This is a genomic window from Microbispora hainanensis (assembly GCF_036186745.1).
GTDB lineage: Bacteria > Actinomycetota > Actinomycetes > Streptosporangiales > Streptosporangiaceae > Microbispora.
The window spans coordinates 7,836,349-7,850,911 of record NZ_CP108086.1; the positions used below are offsets into that span (position 1 = coordinate 7,836,349).

Here is a 14,563-nt window from a genome sequence, read left to right on the forward strand (position 1 = left end):
AGTCTGAGGCGCTGGACCTGGAGGACACCGCGGTGGCGCGGAAAGAGCATGAGGCGTCGGATCGTGAGCTGGTGGCCCGCCTGGTCGGCCAGGCCCGCGCCGAGGGGCTGGAGCTGGTCGGGGAGAACGGGCTGCTGGGCCGGCTGACCAAGCTGGTTTTGGAGTCGGCCCTGGAAGGCGAGCTGACCGACCACCTCGGCTACGACAAGCATGATCCGGCCGGTCGCGGCAGCGGCAACTCCCGTAACGGCACCCGGACCAAGACGGTCATCACCGACGTCGGGCCGGTCGAGATCGACGTGCCTCGGGATCGGGACGCCAGCTTCGAACCGAAGATCGTGCGCAAGCGGCAGCGGCGGCTGCCGGGTGTGGATGAGATGGTCATCTCGCTGGCCGCCAAGGGCCTGACCACCGGGGAGATCTCGGCGCACCTGGCCGAGGTCTACGGGGCGGAGGTGTCCAAGCAGACCATCTCCACGATCACCGACGCGGTGATCGAGGGCATGGCCGAGTGGCAGAACCGCCCTCTGGATCCCGTCTACCCGGTGGTGTTCATCGACGCCATCCACGTCAAGATCCGTGATGGGCAGGTGGCCAACCGGCCGATCTATGTGGCGTTGGCGGTCACCGCCGACGGTGAGCGCGACATTCTCGGGTTGTGGGCCGGCGACGGCGGTGAGGGCGCCAAGTTCTGGCTGCACGTGCTGACCGAGATCAAGAACCGGGGCGTCGCCGATGTGCTCATGATGGTCTGCGACGGCCTCAAAGGGCTGCCGCAGGCCATCGAGCAGGTCTGGCCGCAGACCGTGGTGCAGACCTGCGTGGTGCACCTGCTGCGCGCTTCCTTCCGCTACGCCGCACGCCAGCACTGGGACGCCATCGCCAAGGCGCTGCGGCCGGTCTACACCGCCCCGACCGAGGCCGCCGCGCTCGAGCGGTTCGCCGAGTTCGCCGAGGTCTGGGGCGGCAAGTACCCGGCGATCGTGAAGTTGTGGCAGGACGCCTGGGCGGAGTTCGTGCCGTTCCTGTCCTTTGATGTGGAGATCCGCCGGGTGATCTGCTCGACGAACGCGATCGAGTCGGTCAACGCCCGGATCCGTCGGGCGGTCAAGGCCCGCGGCCACTTCCCCAACGAGCAGGCCGCGCTCAAGTGCGTCTACATGGCCATCATGAGCCTGGACCCGACGGGCAAGGGCCGCAAACGCTGGATGAACCGGTGGAAGGCCGCCCTGAACGCCTTCGAGATCACCTTCGAAGGCCGACTGTCAGCAACCCGCCGCTAGAACAAACCGAAGCCGAGTTACACCGTTCGCTGGACAGGCCCTCCTTGAAAGAGGTGGCCAAGCTGGGACGACGGACAGCGCCGCAGAGACAATTCATGAATAGTGAATAAGCAAGGATCTACGTTCTGCTGTGTTGTAAAAGGCAATGCGGCGCGGAGGAGTTCGAAGATCATGATCTTGGACGTAGACCTCGACGGCTTTGACGCCCTGCCTGTGGGCGTGCTGGTGACCGGCGGATCGGATCACCGGCTCCTTTATGTGAACCGGGCCTATCAGGAGATGGTCGGCGTTCACCAGCGAGGAACGCCGATCAGGGAAGTGTTGAGCGACGTTTGTGTGGACGACCGTTTCGAGCTGTTCGACCAGGTGCTGGAAACGGGTGAGCCCGCGACGGTCGAGGCGCTTCCCTTCGAGGACGGCGGGCGAGGAAGCCTGCGGTTCGCCTCGGTCGGCATGTCGAAGATCATGCGGGAGGGAGAGGAAGGTCTGCTGATCGTGGTCGTGGACGTCACCGACCGCGTCTTCGCCGGGCGGCTCCCCGGTCCCGCCGCCGGGGATCAGCGGAGGTTCCTGCAGCGCTATCGCAACCTGGTGCGACTGCAGACACAGGCGGTATGGGTGACCGACCCCGTCGGCAAAGTGAGCGAACCGAGCGCCGGCTGGCAGCGGCTGACGGGACAGCCATGGGAGGAGCACCGCGGCAACGGATGGCTGAACGCGGTGTGCCCGGACGACCGTGAGCCCGCCCTCGAGAAGTGGGCCGAGGCGGTGGAACGGCAGGACATTCTTCACCAGGTCTACCGGGTCCGGACGCCGGGCGGCGACTACCGGCATGTTCGCGTGCAAGGCATACCGATCATTGAGGACGGCGAGATAGTCGAGTGGGTCGGCACCATCGCCGACATCGAGCAGGAGTGGCAGGAGCGACAGCACAGGCTGCTGCTCGACCAGGTCGCCGCCGCGACCGCGAACCTCGCGAACCTGGACGAGGTGCTGCGCGCGCTGGCCGAGGTGATCGTGCCCCTTCTGGCCGACGGATGCGCCATCTACGTGCTGCCGGAATTCGAGGAGCAGCCGATCTCGCTGCCTTTCGTCACCATGCCCGTGGCCGGCATCGTGCCGGCGGGCGCGACTCCCCTGGCGGGTCAGGAGGTGTTCGACGCCGACTCCGACTTCGTCGCGGCGATCACAACCCGCAGGCCGGTGCACCGGGACTTTCCCCAGGGGCACGCGCCGGCCGGTGTCGTGCTCAACGGCGAGTCGGTCGCCGGCGTCAACAGTTGCGTCATGGTTCCGGTGATTGTGGACGGCGCGGTGGCGGCGGTCGTGCACGCCGTGGTCGTTGGGGACCGCGAACCGCTCGGCGCCATGGCCGTCGAGCTCATCGGGCGGATGCTCGACCACGCGCACCCTCACCTCAGCAACGCGATGCGATTCCAGCGCACGCAGCGGGTCGCGCTGGCCCTGCAGAGGTACCTGCTGCCGGACCCACCGCAGGTGCCGGGCCTGGAGATCGCCGCACGCTACTCCGCGTCCGCCACCGCTGCGCAGATCGGCGGCGACTGGTACGACTCCTTCCTGCTGCCGGACGGCTCCCTGGTCCTGACCATCGGCGACATGGCCGGGCACGACCTGAGCGCAGCCGTCACCATGAGCCAGATCCGCAACGCGCTCAGGGGCCTCGCGATCGACCGGAGGGAGCCTCCCGGACACACCCTGCGGCGATTGAACGTCGCCGCCGAGGTCCTCTACCCCGAGGCCATGGGCACCTGCGTCCTCGCCCGTCTGGAGGAGCACGACGACGGCGGGCAGGTGCTCCACTACTCCGTGGCCGGTCACCCGCCGCCCCTGCTCGTCACCCGCGACGGTGGGGCGTGTTACCTGGACGACGCCGTCGATCCCGTGGTGGGCGTGGGTTACGACATGTCACGCGCGAGCAGCGTCGCGACGCTGCCCCCGGGCAGCACGCTGCTGCTCTACACCGACGGCCTGGTGGAAGTGCCGGGTGAGCACCTCGACGTCGGGCTGGAACGCCTGCGCCGCGCCGCCGCCTCCCTGGCCCAGGCGCCCCTGGACGCCTTCTGCGACATGCTGCTCAGCCGGCTGCCCGTGGCCCAGAAAGACGACGTCGCCGTCATCGCCGTACGCATACCCTACGCCTGAAACCGGTTACCTAAAGCTATTAGGTAAATAGGGGCACGATACTGGTGGAGTCACCTAGGCGTTCCGGCCGCGCGTCCAGCCGCACAGGACGTCAAGTTCCAGGCCGATGCCGAGGATCATGCCGGAGGAGAGCCGGGCCGCCTTCGGCGGCGACACCATGCGCTCCGCACGGCGCGCCGGCGACCACCTGCCATGGCGTGAGGGGAGAGTCGAGATCGGAGCCGCGGACACGGCACACACACGGGAAACGCGCCTTCCGACCGGAACCGATCAGATTCGGACAGGAGTCAAGTATCGTCCTCAAATAAGCACCACAGGCGGCCCCACTCAGTCAAGGGATCGGATGAATCGTTCATCCCCGGTCAGCGGTGCCGCGCCGTGGCTGGTCGACTATGACCGGAACCGATCACAGCGGAGGGTGAGGGCGTGGTCCACAGGGACAGCGACGGGCGCCGGCCCGTGTTCGCGGCCGAGCGCCGCCGGCGCATCCTGGAGTTGGTGCGGGCCAACGGGGCCGTCTCGCTGCGCGAGCTCGCCCAGGCGGTGCAGTCGTCGGAGGTCACCGTACGCCGCGACCTGCGCGCGCTGGAGTCGGAGGGCCTGCTCAACCGGCACCACGGCGGCGCCACCCTGCCCGGCGACCAGAACCGGGAGGCCGGCTACGTCCAGAAGGTGACGCTCTCCTCGGCGGAGAAGTCGGCCATCGCCGACCTGGCCGCGTCGCTGGTGGAGGATGGTGACGCGATCGTCGTCGGCCCCGGGACCACCACCCAGGAGTTCGCCCGCAGGCTGAGCAGGCACACCGAGCTGGCCGTGGTCACCAACTCGCTGCTGGTCGCGCAGGCCCTCGCCGACTCCCCGCGCATCGAGGTGATGCTGACCGGCGGCACGCTGCGCGGGCCGATACTCGCCCTCGTCGGCAGCGCGGCCGAGCGGTCCCTCGCCGGGCTGCGCGTGCGCCGGGCCTTCGTCTCCGGCAACGGGCTCACCGCCGACCGCGGCCTGTCCACCCCGAACATGCAGGTCGCCTGCGTCGACCGGGCACTGGCCGCCGCCGCCGAGGAGGTGGTCGTGCTGGCAGACCACACCAAGATCGGCGTCGACGCGATGGTGCAGACCGTCTCGGCCGAGCAGATCGACCATCTGGTCACCGACGCCGCCGCCCCGCACGACGTGCTCGACGAGCTGGGCGGCAAGGGCGTCCGCCTGCACGTTGCTCAGATCTGATCGAATGTGACGGCCTCGTTACGGATTTATCTTCTATCGGGCTCACCATTCACGGCGGAGGCAACCGTGCCGCAGGCCGCAGGTCTGTGCAAGAGCTTTCAAGGCGCGCCCGCGGGCACGTGGCCGATCAGGAACGCGATCCGCGCCGGCGTCGGGCTCGTGCCGGAGAACCGCCGGGTCGAGGGCATCGTGCCGACCCTGTCGGTGCGCGACACCATCGCGCCGGCCGCGCTCCCCCGCCTGTCGCGCGCGGGGATCGTCTCCGACGCGCACCTCGACCGGATCGTCGACACGTTCATGCGGCGGCTGGGCATCCAGGCCGTCTCACCCCGGCAGGCGGCCGGGGAGCTGTCCGGCGGCAACCAGCAGAAGGTGCTGCCGGCCCGCTGGCTGGCGATGCATCCGAAGGTGCTGCTGCTCGACGAGCCCAGCCGGGGTGTCGACATCACGACCAAGGTGGCCATGCGCTCGCTCCTCGACGACCTGGCGGTGGACGGGCCGGCGATCCTGCTGATCTCCTCCGACGTGTCGGAGCTGGTGGAGAACTGCGACAGCGTGGTGGTCCTGCGCGACGGCGCGGTCGTGGGCGAGCCGGCCGGGCCCGAGGTCAGCGAAGATCGCATCATGGGCGCCCTCGCCGCGGGCTGAGCCCCGGGGGCCGGCAAGGGGGCGCGCCCGGCGTGCCGTAGCCGCGCCTCGGGGCTGTCCCCGGCTCTGTCCCCGGGCCTGTCCCCGGGCCTGTCCTCAGCGCCCGGCCCGGCGGCGCCACACGGGCGCCGCCCGCGCGGCGCGCTCCGGCACATCTGCGTCCTCAGCGCCCGGCCCGGCGGCGGACCATCGTGACGAAGTCGGCCGCGGCGACGATCGCGAGCACGGTCGCGACGGTCGCCGCCACGAACAGCCCCGCCGCGTACGCCGTGATCGCGATGAAGACGCACACGACCAGCCCGAAGGTGGCCAGCACCATGCGCAGTCCCAGGGCGCCGCGCGGCTCCATGCCGTCACCTCCCCTCTCGTCAATCCCTACCCGAGCGAAGGGCATTTGCATAAGCACATCCGGCATTGCCGCTTGTCGGATCAGATGGTCAAAAACGGCGCTCGCGTCTCTAGGATGGACGTCGTCCCATGCCGCGTACCGACCCGCAAGTGGAGGACAGAGCGTGCACGAGGAGCAGGCGCCCGCGTGGGTGGTGGACCCCGGCACGCCGAGTGTGGCCCGGATGTACGACTACTACCTGGGCGGCAAGGACAACTTCGCGTCCGACCGCGAGGCGGCCGAGAAGATCATCTCCATCCTGCCCAACGCCCGCGACGTCGCCCGGACCAACCGCGCCTTCCTCATGCGGGCCGTACGGCACCTGGCGCGCGCGGGCATCCGGCAGTTCCTCGACATCGGCACCGGGCTGCCGACGCAGGAGAACGTCCACCAGGTGGCGCAGGCCGAGGCGCCGGAGTCCCGGGTCGTCTACGTCGACAACGACCCGATCGTGCTCGCCCACGCACGCGCCCTGCTCGCCGACAACCCCCGATCGATCGTGATCGACGGCGACCTGCGCAAACCGGAGTCGGTCCTCGGCCACCCCGGCGTCCGGGCCCACCTCGACTTCACCAAGCCGATCGCCCTGATCATGCTGGCCGTCCTCCACTTCGTGACCGACGACGCGGAGGCGGCGCGCGTCGTCGGCGCGTTCCGCGAGCCGCTCGTCCCGGGCGGCTACGTGGTGGTCTCCCACATCACCCAGGGCGACCTGGACGAGGACGCGGTCAGGCGGGGCCGCGACGTCTACACCGCGACCACCGCGGGCGGCATCGTGCCGCGCACCGCCGACCAGGTCCGCGGTTTCTTCGACGGCCTCGACGTGCTGGAGCCCGGCGTCGTGCCGCTGCACCTGTGGCGGCCCGAGACCGTGGAGCCCGCGTGGAACGGCAGGCCGGGAGGCGACATCATCGGCGGAGTCGGCCTCGTGCCCGGCCCCTGACCGGCAGGTCCGCATGTCTTCGAGCGGAACGACCCCCTGCGGTGCCGCGCTCCTGTAGCGCCACCACCTGCTCCGGAGCTGCGCGCAGTGGTGCGCTCAGAGGGTGGCCACTCGCCTCCGGGGGGCCGCGCGGTGGCTCGCCGTACGACGCCGCATCTCCGCGAGCACGTCGAGGGGGTTGGCCAGGAGCCTGGAGAAGGCCAGCTCGGCGGCGCCGACCAGCGTGACGTCGTCGCCGAGCGCCGAGACCCGCAGCCGCACCTGCTCGCGGGAGATCACCATGGCGTTCGTCTCCACCCTGCGCGCGACCTGCGCCGCCGAGCCCGGGTAGACGTCCCGCAGCATCCCTCCGAAGATCACAATCCCGGGGTTGAAGAGGTTGATCAGGTTGGCGACGCCGATGCCCAGCCAGTCGCCGATCCGGTGCAGCGCCTCCCCGGCCGCCGCGTCTCCCTCTCCAGCGGCCTCCACCACGGCGCGCACGCCCTCGCGGCCGCTCAGCTCGCCCGAACGGCCCGCGGCCTCGATCAGGGCGTGCTCGCCGACCTCCGCCTCCAGGCAGCCGCGCGAGCCGCACATGCAGGGCCGCCCGTCGTACGGGTTCACCACCATGTGCCCGAGCTCGCACCCGTAGCCGCCGTCGCCGCCGAGCAGCTTGCCGCCGACGATGATCCCGCCGCCCACGCCCACGTCGCCGTGCAGGTAGACCAGGTTGTCGAAGCCGCGGCCGACTCCGCGGTCGCGCTCGGCCAGCGCGCCCAGGTGGGCCTCGTTGCCGACGAGCACCGGGAGCCCCAGCCGGGAGCCGAGCTCGACGCCGAACGCCTGGTCCACCCACCCGACGTAGGGTCCGTATCGCACCGTGCCGTCGTCGGGCCGGATCATGCCGCAGTAGGCCGCGCCGACCCCGACGCACACCGAGCCCGCGCGGGCGCCGCGCCGCAGCTCGCGGCCGAAGCCCGCGAGCACGCCGACGACGTCTTCCAGGTCTGCGCCCGTACGCTGCCGGGCGGCCTCCCGGCGGTCGAGGATCTCCCCGCCCAGTCCCACGCGGGCCGCGACCAGGCGGTCGACCCGTACGTCGAAGGCCAGCACGTGTGCCCGGTCACGCTCCGGGCGGACCACCAGCGACGGGCGGCCCGCCCTGCCGGTGTCTGCGGGCAGCTCCTCGCTGACCAGGCCCGCCGCGGACAGCTCGGCGGTCAGCGCCATGATCGTGCTGCGGTTCAGGCCCATCCGGTCGGCCAGCTCGGAGCGGGAGAGCGCCCCGGCCAGGTGCACGTGCCGCAGCAGATCGCCGAGGTTGCGCCGGCGCATCTCCTCTTGGGACCGACCGGCTTTCGACATGGTGCGCAGATCCTGACGACTCGGAGGTTCCTCGTTGGCGGGCCGTGGACGGGAGGGACAGGGCCGAACCCCTTTCCCGTCTTGAGATTACCAACGGAGGCGCCCGCGGCGGAGGCCCGCGTTCACCGGCCCCCCGCTCGCCGTGATCCGCCGTGGCCGCGCGCTTTCGCCCTGGACCCGGCTTGCAGGGCCGCGGCCGGGGTCGGCGTGGGTGAGGGCGCCGCCGAGGGCATGCCGAGCGCCTGCGCGATGTCGCACGCCCGGTTGCCCCGGCACATCGCGTTCTGGATGCCGGTCCCGCCGGTCGCGACGTTGATCATGATCTGCTGCGTACCGCGGTTGGTCGTGGTGCTCGACGCGGTGAGCCCGGCCTCGATTGCGTCCCTGACGGCCCGCGTGGACCGTTGCCCGGATGCCTGCGGCCGGGGCTCCTGCGGCCGGGGCTCTCGTGGACGGGGCTCCTGTGGCCCGGCCTCCTGGTGGCGCGGCGTCTCCCGCCCGGGGGTGCGCGTGGCCTCGGCGGCAGGGCCCGCGGGGGCCAGCGCCGCAACGACCGACGCGCAGGCGAGGAGACCGAGAGCGATCTTCCTCATGGCCGTCCCGCCGTACCGCTGACACTTCATCGCGCGCTCCCGCCAGTCACCGCCACAACGCTCCGGGCGGCCCTTTCGCCCAGGAGATCTCAGGCTAGTGACGCGACGGATTCCCGCGCCCGATCCGCGCGGCGTCTTACGGCATCATTGCCATATCAGTCAGCGCGCCCCCGCATTCGTGGAATCCACGGCCCACGCGTATTCAAAGGCGATCACCATCCATTGGAAGTGATGGGCATGTTCTGCCGGATGTTGCACTTCCTCGGGCCGGGGCCGCAGAAGGCGCCCTGGGTGCTGATGCGCCCGCCGTTCGTGATGCCGGTCTGCTGCTGGCCGATCATGAAGGTCGGGGCGAACACGCCGTTGAGATTCTGGTTGAACCTGCCGTTGCCCGACTTGAACTGCCGCGCCGTGGCCGTACCGCCCGACGCCACCTGGCCCCCGCCGTCCCCGTGCCCGTACGCCCTCATCGGCGCACGGGTCCGGGCCTGCGCGAACGCGCTCGCCTCCTGGGCAGCGGCGCTCCACGCGATCGCGGCCACCAGAACGGCCAGCGTCAGCCGACGGGCCGTCAGGACCCGGAACGGCCGTGAGCGGGACATGCAGCGGCGAGACATCGTGGAACGCACCTACCTACCAGGCCATTCGGCAATGGGCTTTCGTCGCGGACATAAGCAACGTTGACCTCATACCCCGCATCATGGCCCCGGCCCCGCCCATGCCAAGCGCGGCATCGATGATGACGCATTTTTTGTCGCTAGGCCTTTCGGCCCGACATCAGGCACCTATGCCCTCAAATGCCGCTATTCGCATAAATCCGGAAAGCGGCATTTCCGGGGCTCGGCATGGCCTTCGCGCGGCTCATTCACCGACGGCGTCGAGATAGACCCAGGCGCCTTCGTGGCGGACGAAACGGCTCTGCTCCCGCATCTCGCCGGGCTGTCCCCGGTAGTCGTACCGGGCGCGGAAGGTGACGGTGCCGTCGGTGTGGATGGGGCTCCCGCCTGTGGCCGCCTCGATCTCCAGCCCGGTCCACCGCATGCCCGAGTCGAAATCGACCCGCCCCGGACGGGTGGAGGGATGCCAGGTGCGCAGCAGGTATGCCTCGTCCTCGACCGCGAACGCGGAGAAGCGCGACCGCATCAGCGCCTCGGCCGTCGGCGCGGACCGTCCCGCGTGGAACCGGCCGCAGCAGTCGCCGTAGACGGCCGGCAGGCCACAGGGACAGGGCTCACCGGCGCGCGGCCGGCGGGAACGAGAGGTGCGGCTCACCCCGCGAGGTTATCGCCCCCGGCCGAGCGCTCGCTCCGCCGTCCCGGCCCCTTCGCCTGGACCATGCGGGACGTCGGCAGTGCCCTTCTCCAGCCGCCCAAGGCTCTTCGCCCGGACCATACGGACGCCCCTCGGTGCGCCTTTCCGACCGTGCGAGGACCCGGAAGCATCCGTACGCCTTCCATCAGGCGTTCCACATGGCGGCGGGCCGAGTGTCGGCTCCACCCGGCCCGCCTTCACGGGACCCCCGATCTCATGTCCAGGAGACCCGCTTGATGAGACTGTACAAAGCGATCGCCACAGGTGTCCTGACCGCCACAGCGGCGACCGGAACCGTGGTGGCACTGCCCGCGTTCACCGAGACCGCCGCCGGCGCGGGCTGTGATCGCGACGAGGTCCCGGCGTCGAGGGTTCATGGTGGAACCGTACGCCGGGGACCTCGCCGTTCAGCCGTCCGCGCCGCCGCCGGCGCATGCCGATCCGTCGCGGAAACGGCTCAGTTGTAGGGGTTGTCGTAGGTGTAGGTGCTCTTCGTACGCGTCTGGTACTGGCCGTTGCTGCCGAACCACCCGCCGGTCACGTCGAAGCGGACGTTGCGGACGGTGCCGCCGAAGTTCACCTCGCTGTTGTAGACGGCCGTCTGCTGGCACCCCGGCAGGCTCGTCGAGCCGGTCTGGGACGGCCAGGACGTGCTCGTGCCGTTGACGACGACCTGGAACGAGGGCGCGGGGTAGGCGTGCTGCCAGCACAGGGTCAGCGAGTAGCGGTACTTCGTGTTCCCGTCGTCGAACGCCACCGTGCCCTGGAGAAGGGCCAGCTGCGTCGCGTTGCCGTCGTTGCTCACCAACTGCAGATAGACAGGCTGGTCGGCGCTGTACGCCGCGTGCGCGGGGCCGAGCGGCAGGAGCGCGGTGGCGAGCGCCCCGCCGGCCATGGCGAACGTCGCCGCGAGGCGGCGTCCTCTTGAGCGTGCGGTCAATTCACACCTCATCCGTTGCAGGAGTGCCGAGTGCCCGGAGGCTATTTCGACTTGCACGGACCTATCCAGAGCGGCGATCGCGAGGGCTCGATCCGGTCGGGCGTTAAACCCGGCCCTTCCGGGGACCTTGGGAACGCCGTTCCGTCACGACCAGGAGAGAGAGGACGACGACCCCGGTCGAAATTCCGCCGTGACCCGCTGAATGTTTCACATGGCGCAAGAACGGACAAAGCGCCCCCGGCGGCACTCCGCCGGGGGCCGGGTCACGACCGGGCCGTGGTCAGCAGATCTTGTAGTCCTGCCGCGAGGAGTTGTACGCGCAGGAGTCGACCAGCTTGCCGGAGGCGTTCCGCAGGAACGCCTTGTCCTTGGTCTGGTTCCAGATGTACGCGAGCGTCCCCCCGCTCCTGCCCCAGTAGAGGGTGGTGGAGGTGTTCTTCCCCCGGCCGGTCCGCAGGGTGACCGTCTTCCCGGCTCCGAGAGTGAACCGGCCGAACGTGTAGACGTGGTCCGAGCGCTTCGTGTCGTCGCGGACGGTCCAGCCCTTGAGGCTGACGGCCTTCTTCGTCGTGTTCTTGATCTGTATGTACTCGCCGTTGAGGCTTTTGTTCGACCCGTTGTCCGGCGAGCCGGGCGAGTCGTAGTAGATCTTCGTGATCCGTACGGCGGGACCCGCCGCGTGGGCGGGCTGGGAGACGGCGGCCACGCTGACGGCCACCGCTGCGGCCGCGAGCAGAGATCGGGTACGCACAGGACCCTCCTGGGGTGGGGGGACACGATCGAACTTGATCATATGGACCGCCCCTCACGTCGTTTGCACCGTTCCATCTCGGTTCGGCATCCGATGGACCCGGTGAAGGCCACGACGCGCCGCGCACCGCCGTCTTCGCGACCGGGGCGCTCAGTGAGCGGTTTCCTCGCCCATGGCATCGAGCAGTTCGTCCACCGCCTTCCGGTCGGGCAGGGAGGCGCCGGCGCCGGGCAGTGTGGTCGCCAGGGCTCCGGCGGCCATCCCCCGGCGGATCGCCGTGGAGACATCAAGGCCCGCCGCGAGGGCCGCGCCGAAGGAGCCGGTGAAGGCGTCACCCGCGGCGGTGGTGTCCACGGGCGTCACGGGGTAGGCCGGGAAGTGCCGGGCGCGCTCGGGGGTGACCGACAGCGCGCCGGCCGATCCGAGCGTGATGAGCGCGTGCCGCACTCCGCGGTCGAGGAACCAGGCCGCGGCCCGCTCGGCGGACTCGACGTCGACGACCTCCACCCCGGTCAGCGCGGCGGCCTCGCTCTCGTTGGGGGTCACGACGGCGACGTGCGGCCACACCCGGTCGGGCAGCGGCTGGGCGGGCGCGGGATCGAGCACCACGGTCAGCCCGGCCCGTGCACCCGCCTCCGCCGCGTGACAGGCGACCTCGGCCGGGATCTCCAGCTGGAGGAGCAGCACGCCCGCTCTGCCGCGCACGGCCCGGATGCTCTCGTCCACCATCTCCGCGGTGAGATCGGCGTTGGCGAGCGGAGTCATGACGATGTCGTTCTCGCCCGACGCGTCGACCCTGATGTGCGCGATGCCCGTACGGCTGCCTACGGAGCGGACCTCCGTCAGCGTCACCCCGTGGGCGCGCAGCGCCGACGACACGATGTCGCCGAACGGGTCCGTGCCGACGCAGCCGACGAGCCAGGTGGGCGCTCCCGCACGGGCGGCGGCGACCGCCTGGTTGGCGCCCTTCCCTCCGAGGTTCACGGTGACGTCGTCGCCGAGAACGGTCTCCCCCCGGCGCGGGAGGCGGCGGGCGAAGGCGGTGACGTCCGCGGAGATGCTCCCGACGACGACGACACCCTTCGGTCGCATGGCGTTCCTCCTGTCTCAAGCTGTCAGGTGCATGGCGCGCGGCGCGCGGAGTGCGGGCGCGGAGTGCGGGCGCGGTGTGGGGGCGCGGGGCGCGGTGTGCTGCCATCTCGTCCGGTCGCGCCCCGCGCGTGGCCGGCCTGCCGTACGCCGTGGGCGGCGACGCTCAGGAGGCCCGGCCGAGCTCCTCGATGGCGCCGATCATGAGGTTCCAGAACCGGTCGCGGTCGAGGCCGATCCCGACGTTCGCGTTGGGCTCCCAGTCCATGCGGCGGTGCAGGTCGGCCACGGTCGCGCCCCGGGTGTGCCGGCCGTCCAGCTCGATCCGCAGACCCACCCGCTCGTACGTCATGACCGTGGGATCGATCAGGTACGCCACGGTGATCGGGTCGTGCAGCGGCGGCGCGGGGAATCCCCAGGTCTCGTGATAGGTGGAGCCGAAGAACGTGAGCAGCTCCACGCAGACGCGGGCGAGCGGGGTGCCGAGCGCCTCGATCCTGCCGAGCACGTCGGCGGTGACCAGCGCCTGGTGGCTGACGTTGAGCCCGACCCACGTCGTCGGCACGCCGCTGTCCAGAACCTCCGCCGCCGCCTCCGGATCGGCGTAGACGTTGAACTCCGCGTACGGCGTGTGGTTGCCGCGATCCGTGGAGCCCCCCATGATCACGATTTCCCTGATCCGCTCGCGGTCTTCGGGGTGGCGGCGCAGCAGGGTGGCGATGTTCGTCAGCGGGCCGATGGCCACCACGGTCACCGGCTCGCCGGCGGCCGCCAGCGTGTCGTGGATGAGGTCCACACCGTGGCGGGGGTCGAGCGGGACGCTCGGCTCCCCGAACGCCGGACCGTCCAGGCCGCTCTCCCCGTGCACGTAGTCGCCGATCTCCAGCGGCGCCGCGAGCGGGCGGTCGCAGCCGGCGGCGACCGGCACATCGGTGACGCCCGCCAGGCTCAGCATCCGCCGCGCGTTGAGCGCGGTCTTCTCCACCGTCTGGTTGCCCGCGACCGTCGCGACCGCGCGCAGGTCGATCGCCGGGTCGGCCACCGCGAGCAGGATGGCCATGGCGTCGTCGTGCCCGGGGTCGCAGTCGAGGATCACCGGGATCGGCATGTCAGATCTCCTTCGCGAGCCAGCGGACCGCCCGGGTGAACAGCGTGCGGTAGCCGTCCCAGGAGACGAACTCGTCAGGGCACCAGTGCGGCGCGATGTCGGAGGCCCAGGCGAGCGTCCGGCCCGCCCCGGCCTGCCGTACGGCGAGCAGGGGGTCGCCGGCGACGGTCGCGAGCAGCGTCGCGTCGTCGGGCAGCGTGAAGCGGTTGTAACCGAGCAGGTCTGGCCACTCGGCGGGGAGCCCGGCGACGATGGGGTGCGTCTCGTCGGCGAGCAGGCCGGGCACGCCCTGCGGAGCCTCGACGCGGTCGTCGTAGCGGGAGATCCGGGCGGGGAGCACCCGTTCGACCGCCGTGCCGGCGAACGCGGCCTTGGCCTCGAAGCCCTGGAAGCTCAGGTAGCCGCCCGCCATGGCGAGGCCGCCGCCCTGCTCCACCCAGCCGGCCAGCAGGTCGAGCCGGTTGACGGTCTTCTCGCTGGCCAGCCAGGTGGCGGGATGCAGCAGGATGCTGTTGGCCCCGATGTCGGAGAGCACGATCACGTCGTAGGCGGCCAGCGCCTCGGGCGTGCCGGGGAACAGCGCGGGCACGTCGTGCGCGGGCAGGTGGTCGACCTCGATGCCGTCGGCGACCAGGACGTCCCGCAGCGGATCGATTCCGGTGTGGTAGGTCGTCGAGGTGAACGAGTCGAAGCCCTTGTAGTGGGTCGACACGCTCACCCACGATTCGCCGGCGACCAGCACGCGGGTCATGGAAATCGTCTCCTTCTGTTC

15 protein-coding genes are annotated in these 14,563 nt (G+C 70.7%); 5 read left to right on the plus strand and 10 right to left on the minus strand.

All coding sequences use genetic code 11. From position 1 onward, the window contains the following. Nucleotides 1-17 precede the first annotated feature (17 nt). From OHB01_RS35570 to OHB01_RS35585, 4 genes are all read left to right on the plus strand, one after another. Entirely contained in the window at nucleotides 18-1,283 is a 1,266-nt protein-coding gene (locus OHB01_RS35570) for an IS256 family transposase (protein WP_405396679.1), read from the plus strand. 171 nt (nucleotides 1,284-1,454) lie between these two features. Further along, nucleotides 1,455-3,446: a SpoIIE family protein phosphatase gene (locus tag OHB01_RS35575; RefSeq protein WP_142651192.1), complete on the plus strand. Its 1,992-nt coding sequence runs from the start codon at nucleotides 1,455-1,457 to the stop codon at nucleotides 3,444-3,446. A 426-nt stretch (nucleotides 3,447-3,872) separates the two neighbouring features. Further along, complete coding sequence (locus tag OHB01_RS35580; protein WP_221890004.1) at nucleotides 3,873-4,673, plus strand: DeoR/GlpR family DNA-binding transcription regulator; 801 nt, start codon at nucleotides 3,873-3,875, stop codon at nucleotides 4,671-4,673. Between the two features lie 66 nt (nucleotides 4,674-4,739). Then, nucleotides 4,740-5,321, plus strand: coding sequence for an ATP-binding cassette domain-containing protein (locus OHB01_RS35585; protein ID WP_260617493.1), 582 nt, complete (start codon nucleotides 4,740-4,742; stop codon nucleotides 5,319-5,321). Nucleotides 5,322-5,484: 163 nt separating this feature from the next. Here OHB01_RS35585 and OHB01_RS35590 read toward each other — a convergent pair whose 3' ends face one another. Beyond that, on the minus strand, nucleotides 5,485-5,670 hold the full coding sequence (locus tag OHB01_RS35590) for a hypothetical protein (protein ID WP_142651194.1): 186 nt from the start codon (nucleotides 5,668-5,670) through the stop codon (nucleotides 5,485-5,487). A gap of 163 nt (nucleotides 5,671-5,833) precedes the next feature. On the opposite strand from OHB01_RS35590, the gene OHB01_RS35595 reads away from it, so the two are divergent. Further along, on the plus strand, nucleotides 5,834-6,652 hold the full coding sequence (locus OHB01_RS35595; RefSeq protein WP_260617494.1) for an SAM-dependent methyltransferase: 819 nt from the start codon (nucleotides 5,834-5,836) through the stop codon (nucleotides 6,650-6,652). Nucleotides 6,653-6,748: 96 nt separating this feature from the next. On the opposite strand, the gene OHB01_RS35600 is transcribed toward OHB01_RS35595, so the two are convergent. From OHB01_RS35600 to OHB01_RS35640, 9 genes are all read right to left on the minus strand, one after another. After that, entirely contained in the window at nucleotides 6,749-7,999 is a 1,251-nt protein-coding gene (locus OHB01_RS35600; RefSeq protein WP_205830983.1) for an ROK family transcriptional regulator, read from the minus strand. Between the two features lie 122 nt (nucleotides 8,000-8,121). Then, complete coding sequence (locus OHB01_RS35605; RefSeq protein ID WP_147944722.1) at nucleotides 8,122-8,592, minus strand: hypothetical protein; 471 nt, start codon at nucleotides 8,590-8,592, stop codon at nucleotides 8,122-8,124. Between the two features lie 212 nt (nucleotides 8,593-8,804). After that, nucleotides 8,805-9,194 carry a hypothetical protein gene (locus OHB01_RS35610; RefSeq protein ID WP_147944721.1) on the minus strand — a complete coding sequence of 130 codons (390 nt, stop codon included), beginning with the start codon at nucleotides 9,192-9,194 and terminating at the stop codon, nucleotides 8,805-8,807. Between the two features lie 259 nt (nucleotides 9,195-9,453). After that, a complete protein-coding gene (locus OHB01_RS35615) occupies nucleotides 9,454-9,864 on the minus strand; it encodes a YchJ family protein (protein ID WP_147944720.1) in 411 nt (136 codons plus the stop codon). Nucleotides 9,865-10,360: 496 nt separating this feature from the next. After that, on the minus strand, nucleotides 10,361-10,843 hold the full coding sequence (locus OHB01_RS35620) for a hypothetical protein (RefSeq protein WP_142651199.1): 483 nt from the start codon (nucleotides 10,841-10,843) through the stop codon (nucleotides 10,361-10,363). A 280-nt stretch (nucleotides 10,844-11,123) separates the two neighbouring features. Continuing rightward, nucleotides 11,124-11,594: a lamin tail domain-containing protein gene (locus OHB01_RS35625; protein WP_222709676.1), complete on the minus strand. Its 471-nt coding sequence runs from the start codon at nucleotides 11,592-11,594 to the stop codon at nucleotides 11,124-11,126. A gap of 150 nt (nucleotides 11,595-11,744) precedes the next feature. Continuing rightward, the gene (locus OHB01_RS35630) at nucleotides 11,745-12,686 is read right to left on the minus strand and encodes a ribokinase (RefSeq protein ID WP_147944718.1); all 942 of its coding nucleotides are present in this window, start codon (nucleotides 12,684-12,686) and stop codon (nucleotides 11,745-11,747) included. 163 nt (nucleotides 12,687-12,849) lie between these two features. Further along, nucleotides 12,850-13,791, minus strand: coding sequence for a nucleoside hydrolase (locus OHB01_RS35635; protein ID WP_328854572.1), 942 nt, complete (start codon nucleotides 13,789-13,791; stop codon nucleotides 12,850-12,852). Nucleotide 13,792: 1 nt separating this feature from the next. Continuing rightward, a complete protein-coding gene (locus tag OHB01_RS35640; RefSeq protein WP_142651203.1) occupies nucleotides 13,793-14,542 on the minus strand; it encodes a glutamine amidotransferase in 750 nt (249 codons plus the stop codon). Nucleotides 14,543-14,563: the final 21 nt, after the last annotated feature.

Coding starts and splice junctions, on each gene's coding strand:
- OHB01_RS35575 (WP_142651192.1), top strand. CDS start 1,455: ATGATCTTGGACGTAGACCTCGACGGCTTTGACGCCCTGCCTGTGGGC.
- OHB01_RS35590 (WP_142651194.1), bottom strand. CDS start 5,670: ATGGAGCCGCGCGGCGCCCTGGGACTGCGCATGGTGCTGGCCACCTTC.
- OHB01_RS35600 (WP_205830983.1), bottom strand. CDS start 7,999: ATGTCGAAAGCCGGTCGGTCCCAAGAGGAGATGCGCCGGCGCAACCTC.
- OHB01_RS35605 (WP_147944722.1), bottom strand. CDS start 8,592: ATGAGGAAGATCGCTCTCGGTCTCCTCGCCTGCGCGTCGGTCGTTGCG.
- OHB01_RS35610 (WP_147944721.1), bottom strand. CDS start 9,194: ATGTCCCGCTCACGGCCGTTCCGGGTCCTGACGGCCCGTCGGCTGACG.
- OHB01_RS35630 (WP_147944718.1), bottom strand. CDS start 12,686: ATGCGACCGAAGGGTGTCGTCGTCGTCGGGAGCATCTCCGCGGACGTC.
- OHB01_RS35635 (WP_328854572.1), bottom strand. CDS start 13,791: ATGCCGATCCCGGTGATCCTCGACTGCGACCCCGGGCACGACGACGCC.
- OHB01_RS35640 (WP_142651203.1), bottom strand. CDS start 14,542: ATGACCCGCGTGCTGGTCGCCGGCGAATCGTGGGTGAGCGTGTCGACC.